This window comes from Treponema primitia, from assembly GCF_046533075.1.
Classification (GTDB): Bacteria; Spirochaetota; Spirochaetia; order Treponematales; family Breznakiellaceae; genus Termitinema; species Termitinema primitia_B.
Genome location: NZ_JAJQRB010000068.1, coordinates 1 through 24,274 on the forward strand (window position 1 = coordinate 1; position 24,274 = coordinate 24,274).

The 24,274-nt window shown below is 52.1% G+C and carries 23 protein-coding genes and 3 tRNA genes; 14 read left to right on the forward strand and 12 right to left on the reverse strand.

Features of this window, described 5'->3' with window-relative positions:
• From LQZ19_RS14035 to truA, 9 genes are all read left to right on the forward strand, one after another.
• The coding region (locus LQZ19_RS14035) for a caspase family protein (protein ID WP_411048307.1) at positions 1-968 on the forward strand (968 nt) is incomplete at its 5' end.
• Between the two features lie 91 nt (positions 969-1,059).
• A complete protein-coding gene (locus tag LQZ19_RS14040; RefSeq protein ID WP_411048308.1) occupies positions 1,060-1,248 on the forward strand; it encodes a hypothetical protein in 189 nt (62 codons plus the stop codon).
• A gap of 150 nt (positions 1,249-1,398) precedes the next feature.
• Positions 1,399-3,318, forward strand: coding sequence for a DNA topoisomerase IV subunit A (locus LQZ19_RS14045; RefSeq protein WP_411048309.1), 1,920 nt, complete (start codon positions 1,399-1,401; stop codon positions 3,316-3,318).
• Positions 3,319-3,321: 3 nt separating this feature from the next.
• Positions 3,322-4,134: a class I SAM-dependent methyltransferase gene (locus LQZ19_RS14050; protein WP_411048310.1), complete on the forward strand. Its 813-nt coding sequence runs from the start codon at positions 3,322-3,324 to the stop codon at positions 4,132-4,134.
• A 347-nt stretch (positions 4,135-4,481) separates the two neighbouring features.
• Entirely contained in the window at positions 4,482-5,339 is an 858-nt protein-coding gene (gene cdaA, locus LQZ19_RS14055) for a diadenylate cyclase CdaA (RefSeq protein WP_411048311.1), read from the forward strand.
• Positions 5,320-6,315, forward strand: coding sequence for a CdaR family protein (locus LQZ19_RS14060; protein ID WP_411048455.1), 996 nt, complete (start codon positions 5,320-5,322; stop codon positions 6,313-6,315). The genes cdaA and LQZ19_RS14060 overlap by 20 nt, the downstream gene beginning before the upstream one ends.
• A 21-nt stretch (positions 6,316-6,336) precedes the next feature.
• Positions 6,337-6,711, forward strand: coding sequence for a holo-ACP synthase (locus tag LQZ19_RS14065; RefSeq protein ID WP_411048312.1), 375 nt, complete (start codon positions 6,337-6,339; stop codon positions 6,709-6,711).
• 14 nt (positions 6,712-6,725) lie between these two features.
• On the forward strand, positions 6,726-7,586 hold the full coding sequence (locus tag LQZ19_RS14070; protein ID WP_411048313.1) for a DUF2225 domain-containing protein: 861 nt from the start codon (positions 6,726-6,728) through the stop codon (positions 7,584-7,586).
• Entirely contained in the window at positions 7,579-8,337 is a 759-nt protein-coding gene (truA, locus tag LQZ19_RS14075) for a tRNA pseudouridine(38-40) synthase TruA (protein WP_411048314.1), read from the forward strand. The genes LQZ19_RS14070 and truA overlap by 8 nt, the downstream gene beginning before the upstream one ends.
• Here the strand turns inward: truA and LQZ19_RS14080 are convergent.
• Together LQZ19_RS14080 and LQZ19_RS14085 are read right to left on the reverse strand one after the other, a co-directional pair.
• Positions 8,327-9,109, reverse strand: a complete 783-nt coding sequence (locus LQZ19_RS14080; protein WP_411048315.1) for an RsmB/NOP family class I SAM-dependent RNA methyltransferase — start codon at positions 9,107-9,109, stop codon at positions 8,327-8,329. The genes truA and LQZ19_RS14080 overlap by 11 nt on opposite strands.
• Before the next feature lie 6 nt (positions 9,110-9,115).
• The gene (locus LQZ19_RS14085) at positions 9,116-9,484 is read right to left on the reverse strand and encodes a metal-dependent transcriptional regulator (RefSeq protein WP_411048316.1); all 369 of its coding nucleotides are present in this window, start codon (positions 9,482-9,484) and stop codon (positions 9,116-9,118) included.
• A gap of 67 nt (positions 9,485-9,551) precedes the next feature.
• On the opposite strand from LQZ19_RS14085, the gene rpiB reads away from it, so the two are divergent.
• A complete protein-coding gene (gene rpiB / locus LQZ19_RS14090) occupies positions 9,552-10,007 on the forward strand; it encodes a ribose 5-phosphate isomerase B (protein ID WP_411048317.1) in 456 nt (151 codons plus the stop codon).
• A gap of 3 nt (positions 10,008-10,010) precedes the next feature.
• Here rpiB and priA read toward each other — a convergent pair whose 3' ends face one another.
• Both priA and LQZ19_RS14100 read right to left on the reverse strand, forming a co-directional pair.
• The gene (gene priA, locus LQZ19_RS14095) at positions 10,011-12,008 is read right to left on the reverse strand and encodes a replication restart helicase PriA (RefSeq protein WP_411048318.1); all 1,998 of its coding nucleotides are present in this window, start codon (positions 12,006-12,008) and stop codon (positions 10,011-10,013) included.
• Between the two features lies 1 nt (position 12,009).
• Positions 12,010-12,795, reverse strand: a complete 786-nt coding sequence (locus tag LQZ19_RS14100; protein WP_411048319.1) for a uracil-DNA glycosylase — start codon at positions 12,793-12,795, stop codon at positions 12,010-12,012.
• Between the two features lie 139 nt (positions 12,796-12,934).
• Here LQZ19_RS14100 and LQZ19_RS14105 point away from each other — a divergent pair, with 139 nt between their 5' ends.
• Positions 12,935-13,801: an Rpn family recombination-promoting nuclease/putative transposase gene (locus LQZ19_RS14105; RefSeq protein WP_411048320.1), complete on the forward strand. Its 867-nt coding sequence runs from the start codon at positions 12,935-12,937 to the stop codon at positions 13,799-13,801.
• 225 nt (positions 13,802-14,026) lie between these two features.
• Here LQZ19_RS14105 and nrdR read toward each other — a convergent pair whose 3' ends face one another.
• Complete coding sequence (gene nrdR, locus LQZ19_RS14110) at positions 14,027-14,497, reverse strand: transcriptional regulator NrdR (RefSeq protein ID WP_411048321.1); 471 nt, start codon at positions 14,495-14,497, stop codon at positions 14,027-14,029.
• A gap of 164 nt (positions 14,498-14,661) precedes the next feature.
• Here nrdR and LQZ19_RS14115 point away from each other — a divergent pair, with 164 nt between their 5' ends.
• Positions 14,662-15,795, forward strand: coding sequence for a glycosyltransferase family 4 protein (locus LQZ19_RS14115; RefSeq protein ID WP_411048322.1), 1,134 nt, complete (start codon positions 14,662-14,664; stop codon positions 15,793-15,795).
• A 1-nt stretch (position 15,796) separates the two neighbouring features.
• On the opposite strand, the gene lon is transcribed toward LQZ19_RS14115, so the two are convergent.
• The 7 genes from lon to LQZ19_RS14150 form a co-directional block, all read right to left on the reverse strand.
• A complete protein-coding gene (gene lon / locus LQZ19_RS14120; protein WP_411048323.1) occupies positions 15,797-18,298 on the reverse strand; it encodes an endopeptidase La in 2,502 nt (833 codons plus the stop codon).
• A gap of 7 nt (positions 18,299-18,305) precedes the next feature.
• Positions 18,306-19,559 (reverse strand): ATP-dependent Clp protease ATP-binding subunit ClpX, encoded by a 1,254-nt coding sequence (gene clpX, locus LQZ19_RS14125; RefSeq protein ID WP_411048324.1) that lies wholly within the window; start codon positions 19,557-19,559, stop codon positions 18,306-18,308.
• Positions 19,543-20,157: an ATP-dependent Clp protease proteolytic subunit gene (locus tag LQZ19_RS14130; RefSeq protein ID WP_010258679.1), complete on the reverse strand. Its 615-nt coding sequence runs from the start codon at positions 20,155-20,157 to the stop codon at positions 19,543-19,545. The genes clpX and LQZ19_RS14130 overlap by 17 nt, the downstream gene beginning before the upstream one ends.
• Positions 20,158-20,165: 8 nt before the next feature.
• Positions 20,166-21,533 (reverse strand): trigger factor, encoded by a 1,368-nt coding sequence (tig, locus tag LQZ19_RS14135; protein WP_411048325.1) that lies wholly within the window; start codon positions 21,531-21,533, stop codon positions 20,166-20,168.
• Between the two features lie 127 nt (positions 21,534-21,660).
• Positions 21,661-21,732, reverse strand: a tRNA-Gly gene (locus tag LQZ19_RS14140).
• Between the two features lie 100 nt (positions 21,733-21,832).
• Positions 21,833-21,913, reverse strand: a tRNA-Leu gene (locus tag LQZ19_RS14145).
• 233 nt (positions 21,914-22,146) lie between these two features.
• A tRNA-Gly gene (locus tag LQZ19_RS14150) sits at positions 22,147-22,218 on the reverse strand.
• A gap of 336 nt (positions 22,219-22,554) precedes the next feature.
• On the opposite strand from LQZ19_RS14150, the gene LQZ19_RS14155 reads away from it, so the two are divergent.
• Entirely contained in the window at positions 22,555-22,935 is a 381-nt protein-coding gene (locus LQZ19_RS14155) for a hypothetical protein (protein ID WP_411048326.1), read from the forward strand.
• Complete coding sequence (locus LQZ19_RS14160; RefSeq protein ID WP_411048327.1) at positions 22,932-24,272, forward strand: PcfJ domain-containing protein; 1,341 nt, start codon at positions 22,932-22,934, stop codon at positions 24,270-24,272. Before LQZ19_RS14155 ends, LQZ19_RS14160 begins: the two co-directional genes overlap by 4 nt.
• The last annotated feature ends 2 nt before the right edge of the window (positions 24,273-24,274 follow it).

Sequence of the window (24,274 nt, forward strand, 5' to 3'; positions counted from 1 at the left end):
TCTACGCCGGCCACGGGGTGCAGTCCGGGGGTGAAAACTACCTCATCCCCGTGGATGCGGTCATCCCCAGCGAAGCCTTCCTCAAGTCCAAAGCCCTGCCGGTCCAGGCTGCCCTGGACGAAATCCAGCAGGCGGGCAATTCCCTGAACGTGGTCATCCTGGACGCCTGCCGGGACAACCCCTTCAGTTGGGCCCGGGGCGGCGGCCGGGGCCTCTCCGTAGTGGGGTACCAGCCGCCGGGGAGCATCATCGTCTACGCCACCAGTGCGGGCAGGACCGCCGCAGACGGTACGGGCCGGAACGGCCTTTTTACCAGCCATCTGTTGAACCACCTCAAGACCCCGGGCCTTTCGGTGCGGGAACTCTTTGACCGGGTCTGCGAAAGCGTCCAGACCGCCAGCAATAACGCCCAGATCCCCGCCATCTACTCCCAATACTTCCGTACCGCCTACTTGGGCCGCGCCCCGGCGGTGGTAACGCCGGTGCCGGCCCCCACACCGACACCGGCCCCTCGTCCTGCGCCAACACCGGCGCCCCGGCCAACGCCTGCTCCGACACCGGCGCCCACGCAAATAAACCTGCGAAAAGTAGAGGGAGTGTTAAATAACGCATCAAATATATTAATCAACAGCCTTCCGAACAATGCCCGTATAGTAGTGTTGAATTTATATTCCGGTGACAGAAGTGCATCTGAATTTATAATAAACGAACTTATGAGTAAATTGGTACAATCGAGAAAATTTCGCGTTGTTGATAGAGCGAATGTGGATCAGGTAAGGAATGAAATAGGTTTCCAATTAAACGATGATGTTGATAGTAACTCTGCGGTATCCATAGGAAACTTACTTGGAGCAACAATTATTATTACCGGTAGAATCAGCGGCTCAGGATCAACACAAAGGCTGGTACTAACAGCGTTGGATGTGAAGACCGTCTCAATAATAGCCGGGACCTCGGCAGATTTTTAACGGATACTATGTTTCCAATCGTTCCGAAGAACCCACAAATCTTTGGGGGAAAAACATCATGTGTAATACCCAGGTAATTATGAAAGAGGGTATGGACTGTCTATTAAAGAATATTGGCGTCCTGGAGACGGAAATATTTATATCCAATCTGTTACGGGAACCTTTTGACTACACAGAATGGCAGCGGGAATATTTTGCAAAATTTACCATGGATGATTTTCTTGAAAAGGCCGCCCAATACGAAAAGACCGACCCCTGGGAAAAAGGCCCCCCGGAATAGGCGCCATCTCCGGCGCAGCCTGGAGGGGGAAGCGGTCTTCCTTTGCGGTTAAAAATCCTTAAATTCATGATATTACATTTGTTTTGTAGTGATATTTACCCGGGGTATTACCATAAAACTCTCTTTATGCTATATTGACTCTATAAAATTATGGCATACGTAAAAAACTTATTCGACCGGAATTTTCTCGAATACGCCTCCTATGTTATCAAGGACCGGGCTATTCCGGACCTTGAAGATGGCCTTAAACCGGTCCAGCGGCGCATACTCCACTCGCTTTTCGAGATGGACGACGGGAAGTACCACAAGGTGGCCAATGTGGTGGGCCACTGCATGCAGTACCACCCCCACGGGGACGCTTCCATAGGGTCCGCCCTGGTGGTATTGGCCAACAAGGACTTTTTCATCGACCGGCAGGGGAACTTTGGGAATATCCTCACCGGGGATGACGCCTCGGCGCCACGGTACATCGAGTGCCGCAGTACCCCCATGGCAAAGGATATCTTCTACAACCCCAAACTGACCCCCATGGTAGACTCCTACGATGGCCGGAAAAAGGAGCCCGTACTCTTCCCCGCTAAGATTCCCGTGATCCTGGTCATGGGCGCCGAGGGGATTGCCGTGGGTATGTCCACCAAAATCCTGTCCCACAATATCCTTGAGGTGCTGGAAGCGGAAAAGGCCTGCCTTTCCGGGAAGAAGTTCCAGGTTTTTCCGGACTTTCCTTCCGGGGGCATGGTGGATGTGTCGGAATACCGGGACGGGAACGGCAAGGTCCTGGTCCGGGCCAAGCTGGATACCTCAGACCCCAAGCGGATCGTCATACGGGAACTGCCCTTTGGCTCCACCACAGAAAGTTTAATTAACAGTGTGGAGACCGCCGCGAAAGCGGGCCGGATAAAAATTCAATCCATCAACGATTTTACCACCGGGGAAGTGGAGATAGAGGTTAAGCTGGCCCGGGGGATCTACTCGGAAGAAACGGTGAACGCCCTCTTTGCCTTTACCGAATGTGAACAATCTATCTCGGTAAATCTCCTGGTGATCAAGGATAATTATCCTGTGGTGATGACCGTCACCGAGGTGATAAAGCACCACGCCAAACAGTTAGTAAGGGTACTCACCCAGGAACTGGAGCTGGAAAAAAAGGAACTCCAGGATAAGCTCCACCTGCGTACCCTGGAGCGGATCTTCATCGAAGAGCGTATCTACAAGGGCATAGAAAAGATGAAGACCGCCGAGGGGGTACAGAAGGCGGTGGTCGATGGGTTTAAACCCTTCCTTAAGGAAATAGGGTCCCGGGGGGTCAGTGCCGAGGATGTGGAACACCTGCTGCGCATCCCCATACGCCGCATATCCCTCTACGATATCAACAAGGCCCGGGCGGAGATGGCGGAGATACAGGCCCGGATCAAGGAAATCAACGGGCATCTTAAAAACATTACCGCCTACGCACTCAGTTTTCTTGACGGCATCATCGCTAAGATAAGGGCTAACGAGGAGCTTGGCAGGGGCGCCCGTAAAACTGAGCTTATTCAATTTAACAAGGTCGATGTTAAGGAAGTGGTTAAGAAGGACCTGGAGCTTAAATACGACCGGGAGACTGGCTATCTTGGAACCGCCGTTTCGGGAGAAATTGCGGCGGAGGTATCACCCTTTGACCGCATCCTCACCCTCAAAAATAACGGCGCATGGTCCGTTACGGATCTTCCGGAAAAGACCTTTATAGGGCCTAAAGCCTGGTGGATCAGCGTAGCGGAAAAGGAACTGCTCGCCGCAACGGTGTTCACCGTTATTTATAAGGAAGCCGGAAGCGGCCATCCCTTTATAAAACGCTGTGTCATCGAAGGGTGGATCATGAACAAGGATTACTCCCTGGTACCGGAGGGCGCAGTGGTACTGCATATAGATACGCGTCAAAAATTTACCTTCACCCTCAACTATACTCCCAAACCGCGGCTCAAGGTGCTTACGGAAAACTTTAAGGCCCATAATTACGCCGTGCGGGGACTCAAGGCCGGGGGTATACGGCTTTCCTCAAAGGAAGTAAAAAAAATCGAGGTCCAGTAAAGAATGCCCGAATGGTTTGAGGATACCCATTTCTGGGAAAACTACGGCCCCATCATGTTTGACCGCAAGCGCTGGGACGAAGTACCGCTGGTAGCGGACGGCGTTACCCGGATAGCGCGTCTGGATTTGTACCACAGGGATACTACCGGCATCGCAGCGCAACTTGCAACGAAGTTTCCCGCGCACAGTAATGGTGAACAGGGCCCCCGGGTCCTGGATCTCTGCTGCGGGTTCGGCAGGATAGCCCTGGAACTGGCCCGGCGGGGCTTTTCCGTTACCGGCGTTGATATTACAGAAACATACCTTAACACCGGCAGGGAAGATGCGGCCTACGAAAAACTGGATATCGAATTTATCCAACAGGATGTTCGTGTCTTTAAGCGGCCCAATGCCTATGATCTGGCGCTAAATCTCTATATTTCCTTTGGCTACTTCGATGACCCAAAGGACGACCTGCTCTTTGCGAAAAATGCCTATGAATCCCTCAAGCCCGGCGGCAGCTTTATTATCGAAACCCTCGGCAAGGAGATCGCCGTCCGGGACTTTGTTGAAACCGAGTGGTTTGAAAGGGCAGGGTACACGGTCCTTACGGAATACGCCCCGGTGGATTCCTGGACGGGTCTTAAAAACCGGTGGATACTCGTCAAAAATGGGGAACGGATCGAAAAGACCTTTATCCAGCGCCTTTACTCCGCAGCTGAATTGCGGCGGCTTCTCTTTGACGCGGGGTTTAGGGCGGTAGAACTCTACGGCAGCTGGGAAGAAGCCCCCTACGATCACCGGGCGGAAACGCTTATTGCGGTGGGACGGAAATAAAGAATTTTAACCACAAAGGATCAGAAGGCGAAGAAGGTTTTAATACAAACCTTAAATTTTCTTTCCTTTTTCGCCTTCTGATCCTTTGCGGTTCGTTTTTCTTCAAATACCCCCGAATTAGGAGATAATCCTATTGACCTTTTTTTTATTATAGTCCATACTATTTAAAGCAATCTTAAGGAAAGGAGTCGCCGAAGTGCCCTGCGGAAGAAAGCGCAAACTGCGAAAAATTGCAACTCATAAGCGGAAGAAGAAGCTCAGAAAGAATCGACACAAGAACAAATGAGCCCTTATTTTAGGCCGCGGGGTGTTTTCCGCGGCTTTGTTTGTTATAAAGCGGCAAAATAATGGAATGGTTTCAACGCTTAACATCAATTTATGACATAATCCGCCCGGTGGTGGATATAGCCATTTTGGCGTTCCTCCTTTACAAGGCTTATGACCTTCTGGTGAAGACCCAGGCGGTTCAGCTGGTTAAAGGCGCTGGTTTCCTTGCCCTGTTTTATGGCATAGCCTATCTTTTCAAGCTAACTACCCTCCAATGGCTTCTTACCATCCTGGCGCCCGGGCTTTTTATCGCCATAGCCATCGTTTTTCAGCCGGAACTCAGGAAAATATTTATACGCCTGGGCCAGGGGGAACTGTTCCGGCCGGATAGCAAGCCCCGGATAGGTCAGCTTGAAGCGGTTATAACCGCCGCTGAGATCCTGTCCCAGGAACGCCGGGGGGCTCTGGTGGTTTTTCCCCGGCGGATTAATATCAAAAGTATTACCGAAACCGGTACACGGATAAACGGCGAGATCAGCTCCAGCCTTATTGTGGCGATCTTTGAATTTGACGGCCCCCTTCATGACGGAGCCATGATCATCCAGAACGGCCGTATCACCGCCGCGGGATGTTTCCTGCCCCTTTCGGAGCAGCAGGATATCCGGAAAAGCTTTGGTACCAGGCACCGGGCTTCGCTGGGCATGTCGGAACAGTCCGATGCGGTGATCCTGGTGGTTTCGGAAGAAACCGGGGCTATTTCTCTGGCGGTGGACGGTAAGCTGTACTACGATTTGTCCCCCATAGAGGTTCAGCGTAAACTTAAGGAACTCCTTGACCGCGGGGTGCGGAGCGGAGATTCGGAGCCAAAAGCAGGTTCCGTGGAGGTTGCCATGGATTCAACCCTTGATGACGGAAAGGATGTTTTCGTTGAACGATAGAAAGCTGACCATTGGTCCCATGCTTGCCAAGATTGCGGAAAACTGGCCGGCTAAGGTCATTTCCATTGCCCTGGCCATCATGCTTTTTGTCTTTCACCGTATGAGCCTCCAGGAAGAACGTTTTTTTTCAGTTCCCCTCAGTGTAGAAACAGATACCAGTCTGACTCCCGCCGGCCCCTATCCGGGGTTGATAGGAATTACCCTCCGGGGGGATGCTAATACCATCTATCCCATCCTGGAAGATGATATCCAGGCCTATATCGATCTTAACAAATATACCGAGCCGGGAACCTACCGGGCGCCGGTGCAGATCCGCAAAAAGGGGACCGCCCTGCGTGCCGAAGCCCTGGAGATATCGGTGGATCCCCTGGAGGTGATACTTTCCCTGGATGAACGGCTTAGTAAAACGATCTCCATAAAAGCTAATTTCAGCGGCGCCCTTGAACCGGGTTATGAGTTGGGAGAGTATACCCTGGACCCGGCCCATGTGGTTATTGAGGGGCCCAAGGGATTGTTAACGGATGTTTCTGATCTGTTCACTAATTCTATTGAACTTACCGGCAGGTCTGTTGATTTCTCCACCACCGTGCGGATTTTAAATCAGCAGCCCCTTCTGAGTATCCGGGGAAATGGGCTTATCGAATTCCATGGCGTTATCCGGGAACAGCTGCGGATTCAAAATTTTGAAAATATTCCCATCAGGATAAATAATCTTGATGAACAATTTGCCGGTGAGCTGGAAATATCGGCAGGTTCCATCCGCATTGAGGGAGGGCAGACTACGTTCAACAAAATAAAACCCCAGGATGTCAGCCTCTATGTGGAGTGCTCTTCAATTGATTCTATAGGTGAATACCTGCTGCCGGTTTCGGCGCTGTTTCCCGCCATGTTTACTCTGATGCGGCAGGACCCTGAAAATGTGCTGATCCAAATTCGCCGACGGCAGCAGCACAGTATCGGAAACGGGGGATCATGATACTCAAGCGGAGGTCTCCTATTGATTATAGGTATCGGGGTTGATGTGGTGTATGTGCGCCGCCTTGAACGGTGGCGTACAATACCGGGCTTACTGGAACGGTATTTTCATCCCCAGGAGCTTTCGGCATCCTTGTCCAAGGGAAACGGTGCGTTCCTTTCTTTGGCGGCCCGGTTTGCCGCAAAGGAAGCTTTTGGGAAAGCCCTGGGTACCGGTCTTGCGGGGATAGTTCTCCGGGATATACTGGTGGTGAACCGCCATAACGGTATGCCGGAGATAGAAGTTTTTGGAACCGCCTCTTCTGCTCTGGAGCGGAGCGGCGCTACGAAAATACACATATCCCTAACCCATGAGCGGGAAAATGCCATTGCCATGGTGGTATTGGAAAAAGATTAGGACGGGAAAAATTCATGAAGAATGAAGAACGGGAAGTAAAAATATCCTTTCAATCCAAGGAATCCTATATCTGTCCTGTCTGCGGTACGGATTTCCACCGGGAAGAGCTTCTCTCAGGCAGTGGACGGCTTATTGCCGGGGATCTTACGGATGAACTTCACCGCCTCTACGAACCATCCATACGGTACGGGGATATTTACCCCCTGGCATATCAGGCTACGGTTTGTCCTGAATGTTTGTTTGCTTCCATGGATAATGATTTTATGACCCTCCCAAAGCCGAACCGCCAGAAGGTACTGGCGGATCAGGAAAAACGAAAAAAGGACACCCTGCAAATTTTCCCCAATGTGGATTTCTATGAAAACCGTGGGCTTATTTCCGGCGCCGCTTCCCTGTACTTAGTACTCCGGTGTTACGACTTTTTTCCTAAGGAATTTTCACCCACCATCAAACAGGGTATAGCAGCCCTGCGGACGGGGTGGCTTCTGGATGAGATCAATCAAAAATACCCCGGACAGCATTACGACTGGGTGGCTACGCTTTTTAAGAAGAAGGCGGAATTTCTTTACAATGATGCCATACGGCGGGAACAATCGGGAATAGAAAGTCTGTCGAGCCTTAAAGCCTTTGGTCCCGATACGGACAAAAACTATTCCTATGAGGGCGCCCTCTATCTCTGTGCCCTGTTGAAGTCAAAGTACGGCCCCATGGCAGATGCCGCCCAGCGTATCGCATCCCTGGAAGACGCCAAGCGTACGGTGGCAAAGATTTTCGGCATGGGCAAGTCTTCCAAGTCCAAACCCGGTTCACTCCTGGAAAGCGCCCGGTCCCTCTACGAGAGTATTAATAAAGAACTAACCCAAATCGATGCCTGATACCCTTCGTAATATTAAGCTGCTCATCGCCTATGACGGAACGGATTTTTCCGGCTGGCAGCGCCAAGGCTGCAACAGGACTGTCCAGGGAACCCTTGAAGCAGCTCTGGAGCGTATCCACAAGCATCCTGTTGTCCTTACCGGTTCGGGAAGAACCGACGCGGGGGTTCACGCCGCAGGGCAGGTCGCTAATTTTACTACCCCTATCAGCAGTATTCCTGCGGAACGTTTTGTCCAAGCCTTGAACAGCCTGCTCCCCCGGGATATCCGTATCCTTAAAGCCGGTGTTACCCTGCCGGATTTCCACGCCCGCTTTGACGCCCGCTCCCGCATTTACCGGTACCACCTTATTTGCGGCCGTCCCGCTCTGCCCCATGAACTGCGCTACAATCTTCAGCTCTGGCGGCGTCCGGATTCGGATCTTCTGAACGCCTACGCCCGGCTCTTTCACGGTGAGATAAACTGTTCGCTCTTTGCATGGCCCAAGGACCCCAGCCGGTCCCGAAACCGTTATTTTTCCCACGCCGGTTTTTTATATCAGGGGGATACCCTGATCTTTGAAATCCAGGCCAATGCTTTTTTGTGGAAGATGGTCCGATCGGTTGTAGGAACACTGCTGCACTATGAGGAGAAAGGGAAATCGCCGGAGGAATTGAAGCGGATCATCGAAACCGGAGACCGAAGCCTCGCGGGGCCTACGGTTCCACCGAATGGGTTGTTTTTGTGGAAGGTAGAATATTTCAGGGAGTGAGGAACGCCTTCTTAAACCTCGCCACGTACATTGGCCCCATACCGCCGCAGAGATCCGGTAAAATAATTCTGCCATACTGTGTTTCCCCGCCTTCGCTAAAATCCGGAGGGTCCAATATTACTGTGTCCCGGTATTTGTCAACAAGCCGGGAAGTTACGCCGTCGTTTTCTTCCGGCGAAATGGCGCACGTTGCGTAGACCAGGGAAGCGCCGGGTTGTAATAACAGAAATGCTGAGGAAAGCAGTGCCCATTGCCGCTTGGCAAGAAAACGGGGGCGGGCCGGTGTCCATTCCGCCAGAGCTTTTTCATTATTGATAACATGACGTTCACTGGAACAGGGAGCATCCAGTAGTATTGCTGCAAAACGCTTATGTTCACTTTTCTTACCCCCCGCAGCCGCAGCGTCAAAACCGGAGACGGTAACCCGTTCCCGCTTTTCCGGCGGCAGGTGTTCGTCCAGGACCTTTACCAGCCGCCGCCTTCTTTCGCCGGACAGCTCGTTTGAGAGGAGTGTAGACTGAGGACACATAATCGAAGCAATAACCAGGCTCTTTCCGCCCGGGGCGGCGCAGGCATCCAGGATGGGGCCCTCGCCGGGAATACGCAGGGAAAGGGCAGCCAAAACGGAAGCATGATCCAGCATATAGGGTGTAACAAGGCCGTCACTGTAAGGGATGGGCTCGCTTTCTTTTATAAGACTTTCCCGTAAACCGGCCCAACGTTTTCCGTAAATAGTGTTGTAGTAGCTTTCAAATTGATCATTCAGGAACAAGATTGTTTAGACTTTTCTCTTAGCACGGGCAAGAATTTTTAATTTTTTGAGGGTCTCGTCGGAAAGGATATGCTCCATCTTGCAGGCGTCCTCTTCGGCAGTTTCAGCATTTACCCCAACGGTGTCCCGGAGAAAGCTGGTGAGGAAGTTATGACGGTCCCGAATTTCTGTAGCCTGGATGGCCCCCGTCTGGGTCAGGGTAACGGTACGGTATCGTTCATGTTCTAAAAGCCCCTGTTCTTCCAGGGCTTTGAGGGCGGAAAGCACTGAAGGCTTGGAAACTCCCAGCCGGGATGCGATATCCGTAACCCGAACTTCACCTTCATCGGAGAGGAAACTAACCATTTCAAGATAATCTTCCAGAGATTGGGTCATGATTTAATATTGATGGATATAGTAATAATTGTCAACCTTTTATATAATAATGTTTTGGAGGTAAGAAATGATAGCCCTTGCAAGTGATCACGCTGGATTTGATTTGAAGAATGAGATTGGGCGCTATTTGGAAGAATTAAAACTACCCTTTAAGGATTTGGGTCCCGCCACGAACGGACGGACCGATTATGCCAAGTGGGGCTATTTGGCGGCTAAAGCGGTTAGCTCCGGGGAATATGATAAGGGTATCATCATCTGCGGAACCGGGGTTGGTATATCGCTTTCCGCAAATAAGGTGAAGGGTATCCGCTGCGTGGTGTGCACCGACTGTTATACCGCAATGCTCTCCAGACAGCATAACAACACCAACATGCTCGCCCTGGGCGCCAGGGTGCTTGGGGTTGATCTGGCAAAGCTTCTTGTAAAGATATGGCTCGAAACTGAATTTGAAGGGGGCGGGCGGCACGAGCAGCGGGTGAATATGATCATGAAAATCGAAGCGGGAAATATCGATTTCCTATAAAGCTCAGAGGAGACTTACGGGGTCCACGTCCACCTCAAGGTAGACCTTGGCGTCCCGTCCCTTCTCGTAGCTGTCCAGGATAGCCTTTGCCGCCCCGTGGAGGGTCCCCATACCCTTTCCCCGGAGTATAAGCTGCCGCCGGTGGTTTCCCGCTATTATGCCGATGGGGCACTCTGCGGGGCCCAGGATATCGGCGTCCGGGGGAATCAGGGGCGCGGCAATGCCGGCCAGCCGTTTGATGGCGCCATCAGCCCTGGGCGCCTCTTTAGCGCGTACCGTAAAACGAATGAGCCGGGTATAGGGCGGAAAGCCCAGCATTTCCCGCTGGGCCAGTTCCGCCGCAAAGAAGCCCTCCACATCCAGAGCGCAGGCCCGCAGTATGGCCGGGTCCTTTGGTCTGAGGGTTTGGACAATCACCTTACCGTCGGGAAAATAGCGGCCCGCCCTCCCGGCAACCTGAACGATCAGGGAGAAGGTCCGCTCCGCCGCCCGGAAGTCCGGGAGATGGAGTCCCGTATCCGCCAATACTACCCCGACCAGCCGTACCCCGGGGAAATTGAGCCCCTTTGCTACCATCTGGGTTCCCAGGAGTATGTCGATGCCCCCGGCTTTAAAAATGTCCAGGGTTTCCGCCAGGCTGCCCTTGCGCCCGGTGGTATCCGCATCGGCCCGGCGTAAACGCAGTTCAGGAAAAGTCCGGGCAACCTCTTCTTCGATCATCTCCGTGCCAAAGCCGGTAAACCCCGCTTCCAGGGAACCGCACTGGGGACAGGCCTTAGGGGGAACTACGGAGTACCCGCAATAATGACAAACCGCCCGGCCCTTGCTCTTGTGGTAGGTTAGGGACACGGAGCAGTGCTTACAGCTGAGTTCGTAGCCGCATTGTTTACAATGGTAAAAATAGGCAAAACCCCGCCGGTTAAGAAAGAGTATACTCTGCCGGCCAAGCTGGGCGGTTTTCCGTATCTCCTCCTTCAGCTCTGCGGTCAGGCAGCCTTCGGTATGTTCCAGGCTTACGGGGATAATCTCCGGAGGGCTGCCCCCGGAAAGCCGCCGTGTCAGGTCCAGCCGGGTTATGCCCTGGTTTGACATGAGTTTCCAGGCCTCCACCGAAGGAGTGGCGGAGCCCATCACCAGCCGGGCGCCTGAAAGGGAGCTCCGGCGCATAGCCACCTGCCGGGCATGGTAGCGGGGGGTATTCCCGGACTTATAGGAACCGTCATGCTCCTCGTCGATGATGATTAACCCCAGGTTCCGCAGGGGGGCAAAGACGGCGCTCCGGGGACCTACCACGATACGAACTTCCCCGGAGCGAATCCGGAGCCATTCGGTCAGACGCTTGCCGGGGCTCATGCCGGAATGGATAGTGGCCGCTATGGGGCCGAAGCGTTTGCCGATAGCCTCGGCGGTTTGGTGGGTCAGGGAGATTTCCGGGACCAGGTAGATCACCGATTTACCGTCCCGGATTACCGCCTCCGCCGAACGGAGGAACACCTCGGTTTTCCCCGAACCGGTGATACCGAAAAGGTAGAAGGGGCGCAGTTTTTCTGCGGGCGCCGTGACCGCGGTAATCGCCGCCAGGGCTTTTTCCTGTTCATCCGACAGGGCAAGGGCTTCAGCGGCTATGTCCCCCTCATCATCCGGAAAGCTTGAATAGCCGCCGACCCGCCGCCCGGAAGGGATCATCGCTGCCAGGGCTTCCCCAAAACCGCAGAGATAGTAACCCGCCATCCACCTGGCCAGCTCAATGTCCGCTTCATCAAAGATCGGTTCGGCGTCCACCACCCGGCGTATGGCCTTTATCGCCCCTTCGCTTAGTCCCGCCGCCGGCTCCGCCCGTACGCCGATGATATAGCCCGTCATCTCCCGGCGGCCAAAGGGGGCCATGACCCGTTTCCCAACACCCGCTTCTCCTTTAGGATCCCCACGGTAGGTAAAAACCGGATTTTCCCGGATGGGAACATCAAAGACGAGATCAAAATAGGGGAGGGGAGGGGCCAAGCTACCGGCCGCCTTCCCCTGCTTCCAGGGCGTAGTTTGAGTCTAATTCCATAAGCCGCTGCCGGAGCAGCTTGAGATCTTCCCAGGAGGGACGTTTGTAGGATTCATCCCGGAGTATGGCGCTGGGGTGGTAGGTGGACAGCAGGGGAATGACCAGATCATCCGTAAGCTGATAGGGTTTAAAGCTTCCTCGAAGGCTCCCCATGGACGCGCCGGTCTTTAACAAAGCCTGGGCGGAAATCCTGCCCACACAGAGGATAATCTTAGGATTAAGCAGGGTTATTTGCCTGGCAAGGAAACGGGAACAGGGCCCCATTTCTTCCGGCAGGGGGTCCCGGTTGTTCGGGGGCCGGCATTTTACCACATTGGCGATAAAGCAGTTCTTTTCCCGGGACAGACCCACCGAGGCAAGCATCTTGTCCAGAAGCTGTCCCGCTTTTCCCACAAAGGGCCTCCCCGAAGCATCTTCATCCGCCCCGGGACCTTCGCCTATGATCATCACCAGGGGACGAGCCGCCCCCTCGCCGGGAACGGCGTTTTTTCGCTCACCTTGGAGGGCGCAGCCGGTACAGGCACCTATTTCGGCGGCAATACCATCCAGGGTGTCGCTGCTGCCGGGAACCGATACCGCATCGGGAACCGCAGCATTGGGCGCCGATGCCTCCGGGGGAAGTTCCCCGTCATCGGTGAATCCGTACTCGGCCCTGGGCAGACGGAAACCGTCCCGGAGATAATCCCCGGTTGTGTCTAGAAGATGGGCAAGCCTTAGTTTTTCGTCGGCGGTCATGGTTCTATTGAACCCTAAGAGGCAGGAGAGTTCAAGCCACTTAGGCGGCCGGCGCCATGGGCGTTTCCAAAAAAGAAATATTTTTCCGCAGACTAAAGCAAAATCAGGGCCCAACTCCTATTTAGGGCAGGAGGTTTTTATGAAAAAACCAGTGCTCAAAATTATGGTGGACTATGTGTTCAAACTCATCTTCGGCGACCAGCGGAATATCGATATTCTTGCCGGGTTTTTAAAGGCTGCCCTGAATCTGCCCGAGGCGGAATACGACAGCCTAACCATCGTGGACCCCAATCTCAAACGGGAGTTTGCAGATGACAAAGCAGGTATTTTGGATGTAAAAGTCCATACCAAAACGGGTATCGTAATTGACGTGGAAATCCAGGTTTCCGCCTATGGCGGCCTGCGCAAACGGCTTACCGAGTATGCCGTCAAAATGGTCACGGAACAGATTAAACGGGGGGAAGCCTGGAAACAAGCCAACCGGGTTGTCTGCATAATCATCATCAATGATATTCTCATTCCCGAGGAAAAGCATTATTATAATAGATATGCCTTGCTGAACCGGGAAACAGGGACTGAATTTACCGATTTATTGGAAATAAACACCCTGGAACTGCCCAAGCTGCCGGAACAGAGTGACGGTTCAGATTTATATACGTGGTCTCAGTTTTTCACAAGCGAGACGGAGGAGGATTTCATGATGGTAGCGGAAAAAGACCCGGTAATAAAGAAAGCGGTAGCCACGCTGATGGAGCTGAGCGATGATGAGCGGGAACGGTTACTGGCAGAGTCCCGGGAAAAGTTCCTGTATGACCAATATCACCGGGAAAAGGAATCCTATGAAAAGGGCCTGACTGCCGGCCGGGAAGAAGGCCGAGAAGAAGCGGAGGAAAAGGCGTATCAGGAAAAGCTGGAGTCCGCCCGGAAACTTAAGGCCAGGGGCTTTTCCGGTGAGGAGCTTTCCGGCATTTTACAACTTGTACCGGGGGATATCGCCAAGCTCTGAACCTAAAAATATAAGAAAAATAAAAAACCACAAGGTCGCAGAAGGCGAATAAGGAAGGGAAAAAAGAGAATACTTTCCTTCAAATACTTTTTTGCCTTCTGCTCCTTTGTGGTTTTTTATTCCTCTTAAATTGGTAATGCTGTCCGCGATTCATAATCCCCGGGCTTTCTGTACCCGTCGACGTCCCCCCGCCGGCGGGTAAGAAACCCAGCCCCCATATAATCCTCAAGGATGCGGCGGGACTTCTCCCAATTTTTGTATTTCCCGCACAAATTCTTCTACATTTTCAAAATGACGGTAAACCGAGGCAAACCTGATATAGGCTACCTTATCCAGGGCGCTCAGCTTTTGCTGGACTAAATCACCTATGGCGGCGGCGGCGATCTCGTGGTTTACCTTGCCCATGATGGCGGTGGCATCCTCTATTTCGTTGATGAGGTTCTCAATACTCATCTGGGACACCGGCCGTTTTTCCAGGGCCCGCTGAACCCCGCGCTCAATTTTTTCCCGGGCAAAGGGTTCCCGGCGGCCGTCGCGCTTTATCACCATGAACTGCTTGTCCTCAGTCCGTTCATAGCTGGTAAACCGGTAGCCGCAGCCGTTACACTCCCGCCGGCGCCGTATGGCATCCCCATTGGCCAGAGTTCGGGATTCTATTACCTTGTCGTCAAAATTCCCGCAGTGGGGACAGCGCATATCCTACCTCAATGGGGCTATATATAGCGTTACACCTATAGCGCACAATTCTTTATATAATAGTATATCACGCTATACATTGTGTCGCAAGAGGGGAATGGTGGGGAAAAAGGAATATCTTAAAAATAAATTTTCAGTTAGAATATAGTACAGAGGTATGTATAATGAAGGTTGGTATCGACACCTTTAACTGTGATGGCGGGACATCCGGGGTCGGTGTATATCTTTCTCAAATATTAAAACGAATTCCTCCCTCCGGAGACCTATATGAGCTCTTTGGATGGGATTATGACCGTTATGCCTATACAGAAACCGCTCCTGACCTGGAATTTATTTCAAAATGCCATTTCAACGGAAATACCGCCAATACCATCTGGCATATTCATAAGTACCCGGAATTTGCGGAACAGCGGAAGTACAATGCCTGTTTTTTCCCCGCTGCCCATAAGCAGCTGCCCCAGGGTTCCCCCTGCCCAAGCATTGGGGTGGTTCATGATATGGCGGCCTATTGGGGGAAGCGGGGTGTCCGGGAACATTTGGGGATGATACTCCGCATAGGTCTCCCCCGGGCTTTGCGCCATCTGGACCGGATCATTGCGGTAAGCCAATGGGTTAAACAGGAATTGGTTGAGCGGATGGGGGTCAAGGAGTCTTTGGTTGAGGTTATTCCCAACGGGATTGATCTATCGGTCTTTCATCCCCGGCCCCAAAACGAGGAAAGCGTGATTTTGATCCAGCCCTTCAGTTTCCGCCGTCCCTATATACTTTGCGTTTCCCGGCTGGATCATCCCGTTAAGAACCATGTCCGGCTTATCAAGGCCTTTGATATTTTTAAGGAACGAACCCGGTTTCCCCACCGCCTGGTCCTGGCCGGTTCGGACAGTAATCGTGCGGATATTATCAAGAATGCCGGGGCTTTGAGCAAATACCGGGGTGATATCTTCTTTACCGGCCATTTCCCTGCGAAAAATCTCCCCGAGCTTTATTCCGGCGCCGATATGGTGGTGGTTCCCTCCTTGTATGAGGGGGGCGGTTTAGGGGTGCTGGAGGCTATGGCTTCGGGGGTACCCGTGGCCTGCTCGCGGTCCGCGGCCCTGCCGGAAGTGGCGGAGCACGCCGCCCTGTATTTCGATCCCACAAGCCCTGAGGATATGGCGGATCGTATGGTTACCATGAGTACCAACCGGGACACCTACCTGGAATGCCGCAACCAGGGACTCAAGCGGGTAGAGGCATTCTCCTGGGATCGCTGCGCCGAACAAACTTTTCGGGTAATCAAGGAAACTGTGGGGGTATAGCTTAGGACTCTGCGGGATTTTGCGTAATGCGGATTTCCGCGTCAAAGAGAATTCCAAAGGCTTCGTTTGCGGTTTCCACAAAATCTACCCCCAGGGATGACCGTAGTTCTTTATCCAGCTCGTCCCAGTCTTCCCTGTTATCTGCGGGGAGTATGACCCGTTCCATGCCGTTGCGTATGGCCGCCAGGAGCTTTTCCTTAAGTCCTCCGATGGGGAGTATGCGGCCCGTAAGGGTAAGTTCCCCGGTCATGGCTATCGCGGGCCTGGGGGGAATGCCGCAAATGGTGGAGAGCAGTGATGCTGCCAGGGTGATCCCCGCGGAAGGGCCGTCCTTGGGGATGGCCCCCTCGGGAACATGGACATGGAAATCGGTCTTGCCTATATCGGTAAGCTTGAAATCGTAGCGATCCTGGATGCTCCGGAGGTAGGATAGGGCGATCCGGGCGCTCTCCTTCATCACATCCCCCAGGTTGCCGGTGATGATCAGCTCCCCGTTTCCCTCAAAACTGCTGGTCTCCACGGGCAGCATGGCGCCCCCGGTTTCGGTCCAGGCGAGACCGTAGGAAACTCCGACCCGGGCTTCCTTAAAGACCACATCGTTTTTGTATTTCCGCCGGCCAAGCAGTTTTTCTAAATCCGTTCGGCGCACGGTTCTCTTAAAAGTATTCAGGGGTTTTCCCCCGGATGCTCCGTAACCCTTCTCCACGGCATAACGGGCGATACGGCGTATACACCGGGCTATCTCCCGCTCCAGGCTCCGTACCCCGGACTCCATGGTCCAGTGCCGGATAATCTCCAGCAGGGCATCGTCCTTAAACTGTATCTTCGCCTCAGAAAAACTATTTTCGGCTAATTCTTTGGGAACAAGAAACTGTTTGGCTATGGCCAACTTTTCCATTTCCCCATACCCCGGGATCTCGATGATCTCCATGCGATCCAGCAAAGGGTAGGGGATGGTGTGGAGGGAATTAGCAGTGGCGATGAAGAGCACCTTGGAAAGATCATAGGGCAGCTCCATGTAGTGATCCGTAAAGGTGGAATTCTGCTCCGGGTCCAGTACCTCAAGCAGGGCCGATGCGGGGTCTCCCCGGAAGTCGCTGGAAAGTTTATCTATTTCGTCCAGCAGGAAGACCGGATTTACCGAAGCGGCTTTCCGCAGGGACTGGATGATCTTCCCCGGCAGGGCGCCCACATAGGTCTTCCGGTGGCCCCGGATCTCCGCCTCATCACGGACGCCGCCCAGGGATACCCGGACAAAGTTACGCCCCAAAGCCCGGGCTACGGACTTGCCTAAACTGGTTTTTCCCGTTCCCGGGGGGCCCACAAAACAGAGTATGGGTCCCTTGATACGCGTATTATCTTCACCCTGTAAACCAAGCTGGCGGACGGCGATAAATTCCAGGATACGTTCTTTGGCTTTTTTCATGTTAAAATGATCTTCGTTCAGTATCCGTTCCGCTTCCTTAAGGTCCACCGAATCGGGGGTGGATTCACTCCAGGGGAGATCTCCTATCCATTCCAGGTAACCCCGGAGTACCCCCGCTTCCGGAGAAAAGGGTTGGAGCTTCTGCAGCCGCTTTATTTCCTTCCGGGCCTTGAGAAGAACCTCTTCGCCGGGGTTTCTTTCCAGGATGATCCGATCCAGTTCGGCAAATTCATCCTCAGGGCCATCCTTCCCCAGTTCCTTATTTATCTCCTTAAGCTGTTCGTAGAGATAGTACTCCCGCTGGCTCTTCTCCATCCGGCTTTTAACTTTACCGCTGATATTTTTCTGGATACCGAAGATCTCATTTTCTGTTTCCAGGGCTTCCAGAATTGCCTCCATCCGTTCTTCGGTATTCTGGATTTGCAGGAGCGCAACTTTTCTGTCCGGTTTAATCCCCAGGGCATTACAGACAAGGTTGCCCATCCGTTCCGGGCTTTCAGACTTTTCCACGGACAAAATAGTTTCGGTGCTGATCTTCTTGGAATATTCCGCATACTGGGCAAAGGAACGCTGCACCGCACGTATCAGGGCCTGGCCCTGGGAATCGTTGTTTTCCTGGGTTTCGGGGGATACCATTGGCTCTATGGAAACTGTGGAAAAACTGCCCTTCTTTTGGGTTGCGGCAATGATACCCCGGTATTCCCCCTGGAGAACCACCCGGAAGGTATTGTCAGGGAGCTTCATATGCTGCAGCACCTTTACTACCGTACCCGCAGCATAGGTTTCCCCATCAAAGCCCAGGGGATAATTTGAAGGCGCCCCGACGGCCGGCTCCTTGGACTTTGCTTTTCCCTTCGGCGTTTCCTTGGCTTTCACCGCCGGGGAAGGGCTTTCCTTGAGACAGGCTGCAAAAAGGCGGCTGTCCCGTTTCAGGGCGTCTTCCAGGGCGGTGATCCCGGACTTGTAGGTAATAAAAATTGGTATAACCGTATGGGGAAATAAAACCAGCTCCCTCAGGGGGAGCAGGGGAAAATCTTCCAGGGTATTTTTTCCTTTCACCCCTGAAAGGAATTTCATGAATTCCTCATGCGGATTTCTGGACAGGATGAATTTCCGGGGGTTCGGATTTTTCGACCACATCCTGGGTGATCACCACCCGTTTGCTCCCCTTCATGGACGGTAGTTCGAACATAACGTCCGTCATGAGCCGTTCCACAATGGCCCGCAGACCCCTGGCGCCGGTTTTCTGCTTGATCGCCGTATCCGCAATGGCGTCAATGGCGCCCTCGGTAAACTCAAGCTTCACCTCGTCGATGGCCATGGAAGCCTGGAACTGTTTAACAATGGCGTTCCGCGGCTCGGTGATGATCCGCCGCAGGTCTTCCCGCTTAAGCTCTTCGAGGCTCACGGTGATGGGCAGCCGGCCGATAAACTCGGGGATCATGCCGAAACGGATAAGGTCGTCCGGGTGGAGGGCGTCGTAAAGCTCCTTGAGGTTCCGGTCTGTCCGGTCCTTAACATCCGCGCCGAAGCCCATGGGATGCTGAACCACCCGCTGTTCGATGTACTTATCAAGCCCCACAAAGGCCCCGCCGCAGATAAAGAGGATGTCCGTAGTATCGATGCGGATCATCTCCTGGTTGGGATGCTTCCGTCCGCCCTGGGGGGGCACCGAAGCGATGGTCCCTTCGATGATTTTGAGGAGCGCCTGCTGGACACCTTCGCCGGACACATCCCTGGTGATAGAAATATTCTCGCCCTTCCGGGCGATTTTGTCGATTTCGTCGATGTACACGATGCCCCGTTCGGCGGCGGCAATGTTACCCCCCGCGTTCTGGATCAGCTTGAGGAGGATATTCTCCACATCCTCACCCACATAGCCCGCCTCGGTAAGGGTGGTGGCGTCCACGATGGCAAAGGGAACCTTGAGTTTCTTCGCCAGGGTTTTGGCTAACAGGGTTTTCCCGGTCCCCGTGGGGCCGATGAGCAGTACATTGGACTTTTCTATCTCCACGTCATCCGGCTCTTTGGAGGGGTTGGCGATACGCTTGTAATGATTGTAGACCGCCACGGAAAGAGCGCGCTTGGTCGCCTCCTGGCCTATGACAAAGAGATCCAGATAAGCCTTGATTTCCTTTGGGGTAGGGATATCCCCGGTGAACTGGGTAGAAAGCTCGTGGTCTTCATCGGTGAGGATCTTCCGGCATACCTCCACACATTCATCGCAAATAAACACATCATTAGGACCGGCAATGAGACGCCGGGCCATATCGGCGCTCTTTCCGCAAAAAGAGCAAGACCGTTCATAGCCTCCGGAACCGTTACGAAGTCGCGCCATTTTTTTCCCTCGTTAAGACCCGATCCACAACGCCGTAGGCTACGGCGTCCAGGGCGGGCATGTAGAAATCCCGTTCCATATCAAGGGCTATCTGCCCCTGATCCTTGCCGGTATGTTTGGCAAAATATTCTATGGTAAGTTTTTTAAGCCTGATAATTTCCTGGGCCTGGATGCCGATATCCCGGGCCTGTCCCTGGGCGCCTCCCCAGGGCTGGTGCATAAGCACCCGGGCGGAGGGCAATACGAAACGCTTCCCTGCGGCGCCTGCGGTGAGTATCAGGGCGGCCATGCTGGCGGCCTGACCCAGGCAGATGGTTTGTACATCCGCCTTGAGGTACTGCATGGTATCGTAGATAGCCAAACCCGCGGTTACGGAACCGCCCGGGGAATTGATATACAGGTTGATGTCCTTAGCTGTATCCTGGCCGTCCAGAAAGAGCATCTGGGCTACCACCAGGTCCGCGGTAAGATCGTTGATTTCCCCGTCCAGGAAGACAATCCGGTCTTTGAGAAGCCGGGAATAGATATCGTAGGAACGTTCCCCCATACCGGTTTGTTCAACCACCACGGGGACCAGGTTATTCATATATTCATTCATATTTTTTATCATCCATTATTACTTACAAGATCCAGGTACTTTTCCTTCTTGCCCTTCTTTATAGTATTTTCGGCAAGCATGATGTCAAAAAGCTTATGTTCTTTGATATCTTCTTTCAAATATGCCCGCATATTGTCCTGTTCGTAGTATTTTTTTATATCCTCCACCGGTGAGCCGGTTTCGGCTGCCAGGTTTTCAAATTCCTTCTCCACATCATCATCGCTTGCCTCAAGGCCAAGCTCTTCTATCAGGGCTTCTACAATGAGCCGGCTATGGAGGGCCTTAAGCACATCGGGCCGCCACTCGGCGGTGATTTCCTCCGGTGTTTTTCCCGAAGCGCCCATGATTTTAAGGAGATCCTCCGGGGTGGTATTAAAGCGGCGGGCCAGGTTCCGCCATCGGGAATCAAGCTCTATACGGACCATGGATTCGGGAATCTCCACCGGAACCCCTTCCATAATTTTTTCAAGCAGATTGTTCAGCGTAATATCCCGCAGCCGCTTATCGAGGGTCTTGGTAAGCCGTTCCGTAATATTGGCCTTAAGATCACCCAGGGTCTTGAATTTTTCATCCACATCCTGGGCAAGATCGTCGTCCAGGGCGGGGAGTATCTTCTTTTTCAGGGCCGTCAGGGTAATGCGAAGTTTGATGGTTTTCCCCGCCAGGTCCTTATCGGTAAAGTCTTCAGGATAGGTTTTTACGATATCCTTGGTTTCCCCTTTCTTCATGCCAATAACTTCATCGTCAAACTTATACAGGTTATACCCCGAACCGAGGGTAAAAACGAAATCTTCCCGCTTGGTTGCGTCCAGAGGCTCCCCGGTTTCGGAAAGTTCCTGGTAATCCACGGTAACCACATCATCCTTCAGGGCTGCAACGCCGTCGTCCTTGTCCTGGACTATGGCGTTCCGATCCCGGATGGTCTCCAGTTCCCGGCCTATATCCTCGTCGGTAACGCCAGCATCGGGGGCCTCCACCGTAAGGCCCTTCCAGGTTTCCACCTTTACCGCGGGCAATACATCGTAGGTCACGGAAAAATTCAGGTCCGAATCGAGGTTAAAGACCGGTTCCTCTCCAACCTGGGGGGTGGAATAGGGGAGGGGTTTATCGCCCTTGGGAAAACTTTCATCTTCAAAAATGTCGGTAATCGATTTTTCGATGATACGGCCCAGGGCTTCTTCTTTGATGGCGGAACCTATTTTCCGTTCCAGAACCTCCCTGGGCGCCTTGCCTTTACGAAACCCCGGAATCTGCAGGTTCTTGCTGTAACCGGACAGAAGCTCGTCGTACTGGGTGCGGACATCGTCCTTGCCGACCGTTACGGTCAATTTTACACTGGAATGCTCAAGCCGGGTAATTTCCTTGGTTATAGCCACTTTATTCCTCTTCTTATGATAAATATACCATTTTTTGGTAAAAAAGGCATTTTTTTCTGAAATTGAGCCTGTCGATAGGAATGGATTTACGGTCCGACTCCCGCCTGTACCGCAAAAAAAGCCTTCGAGCGGGAAACGGGAGTCGGACCCGCGACATCGACCTTGGCAAGGTCGCGCTCTACCACTGAGCTATTCCCGCATGGTATAGGACTGTAGTTTAATATATTCGGCAAATTAGAGTCAAGTATGGAGGATTTTTAGATTGCGAAAGGGGTTCGAGTCCCTTCCCTCTTACTTCGTGCGAGGGAAGGGACTCGAACCCTCATGCCAATGGCACCAGATCCTAAGTCTGGCGTGTCTACCAATTTCACCACCCTCGCAGTGGTTAAAACAAACGATTATTGTAAAATTTACCGAAAATAGGGGAGGGTGTCAATTAAGGGGGTATACGATAATCCAGAAGGGATTTACGGTCCGCCTCCCGCCTGTGCCACCAAACGAAAGCCTTCAAGCGGGAAACGGGAGTCGGACCCGCGACATACGTCCCTTCGGTCCGTTTGTCGATAGGAATGGATTTACGGTCTGCCTCCCGCCTTTACCACCAAAAAAACTCAGCGGGAAACGGGAGTCGGACCCGCGACATCGACCTTGGCAAGGTCGCGCTCTACCACTGAGCTATTCCCGCGTAATTATGAGCCGCCCGGGCTCAATTAAGCCTATTGCGGCTTATTTAAAATTATTATGCCCAAAATTCTTTAAATGTCAAGTCCAAAATGGCCCGGAATGACCCCAGAAAAATGTCGCTTCATAAGCGACATTTTTCTGGATATACAGTATTATATTATGAATACCATGAAAAAGCATCATATAAAAAGGTGGACTGTCTTCTCGTAGGGTTAAATCCCGGGAGGCAGACATGTCTAAAAGTTACCGCAAATTCCCCTCTGACCAATCTTACGAATATTGGGGCCCTGATTGGGGCTGTATTCGTACAGAAGAGCGTCGGTGTATCTATTACGAAATGAGGGCTCGTGAAAAAGGCGATGCGATTTTCCCCCGCTATCATGCTACAGGAGATGGATGCTGGTCTTCTTCAGCACGGTTTTACTATCCCAGGAAAAAAATATGGGATGAATACACCACGGAAATCAGGAATATCCTGAATGGCTATTCCGAGCGGTATAATGCTGAAGATAATTTTTTGGATGATTTTAACCATATCAGGGCATACAAGTATTATGACGGCGTGCCCCTGCATTTTGACTGGCTCAAAAACAAAGAAGCCAAACAAATAATCAAGGCATGGAAAGGAAAACCCCTTGATGTGTTGTACTGCCTTAATGATCGCCGAATAATTGAAAAGGCGGCCCAATATGAGGTAAACAGGATGGCCAGAAAATGAGAGAACCCAAATCAATCAAGCGCGCCGAAACTTCAGAAGAAATCCGCAGGCGGGAAAAAAGGCTTTTACGGCGCGAAAAAACCATTGCCCATGTAGGAAGAAAAAGACAATACAGGTTAGAACGCAAAGAAAAAAAGGAAGCGGAAAATAGTGCGGCGGCCCAAATTTTAGCGGAGGACCGCAAAAAGAATATACCATCGGACAAAAAATCTGATGCCTGCAAACTCCTGGAAGCTTTTTCTTATATAAGCTGGACCCCCTATGACAAACGGGATACATTGCCCCAGGGATTCAGGTCCCATTCTTTTAACAAAGACCGCCAACACATAGATTTTTTTAAGACCTATATCTATCCCTACCCTATTCCCCTTCCTTTGCTGTTTACAACGCTCCAAAAGGATCATTTTCTGGATGAACGGGGCAAAGAAAGAAAGTCTGCTTACTATGGCCTAATTAACCTTTCCAAACAATGGGTAAGCGATATAGCAAGCGGCGATTCATTCCATCAAAAAAACAAGGAATACTTTACCAAAGCTGAAGCCCATTATTTCCTTACTGAAACCCTGCCATATTCAGGCCCATTATCTGTTGTCCGCCTGTATTTCTACGCAAAGTGCAAGGCAAGGAACATGGGGGTTAAACAATGCATGATTATCGCCAAAGTATTTACCCTGAAATTTGAAAAATATTTTAACCATGCCATAGTGACCGGCTTTCTTGATTTGCTTGCCCGCAGCCCGGGTTATCAGGTTGAGGAAGGCGAATTGGGTGACATTTGTGATTTTGTCCTTGCAAAAATCAACAAAAAAATCAAATGGGGGGAGAAGTTTCAGCCGTTCTCATTTAGCGGAAGAACCATGACCAGTATTATTGCGGCTGCAAATGAATGGCATGCAGAAATTCAGCGGGAACAGGAAGCGCTGAATATGGTTGCCCGAGCGGGAAATCTAAGGCAACAACACAGTCCTGCTGCGGATACCCTGGAAAAAAGATGGAAAGGATTCAGTATAGCAAATTTTGCCTTTGAAACCGTTGAATGTAAATGGAAAGTGACCCAGCTTTTAACTGCCCAGGATCTCCTTAATGAGGGACGCAAAATGAAAAACTGCGTTTCATCATACGCGTATAAATGCTTAAGCGGGGAGTGTTCAATATTCAATCTTTCCTCTTATGGCAAGGATTCCCGCTTAATTGAAAGCCACGCTACACTGGAGGTAACAAAGGATCGTCTGCTGATTCAAGCCAAGGCCAAGTGCAATTTTAGAGTTAGCCCAAAGGCTATGAATGTCATTAACCGATGGGCCCAGACGAATAGGATTAAGAATGGGGTGATATGAAT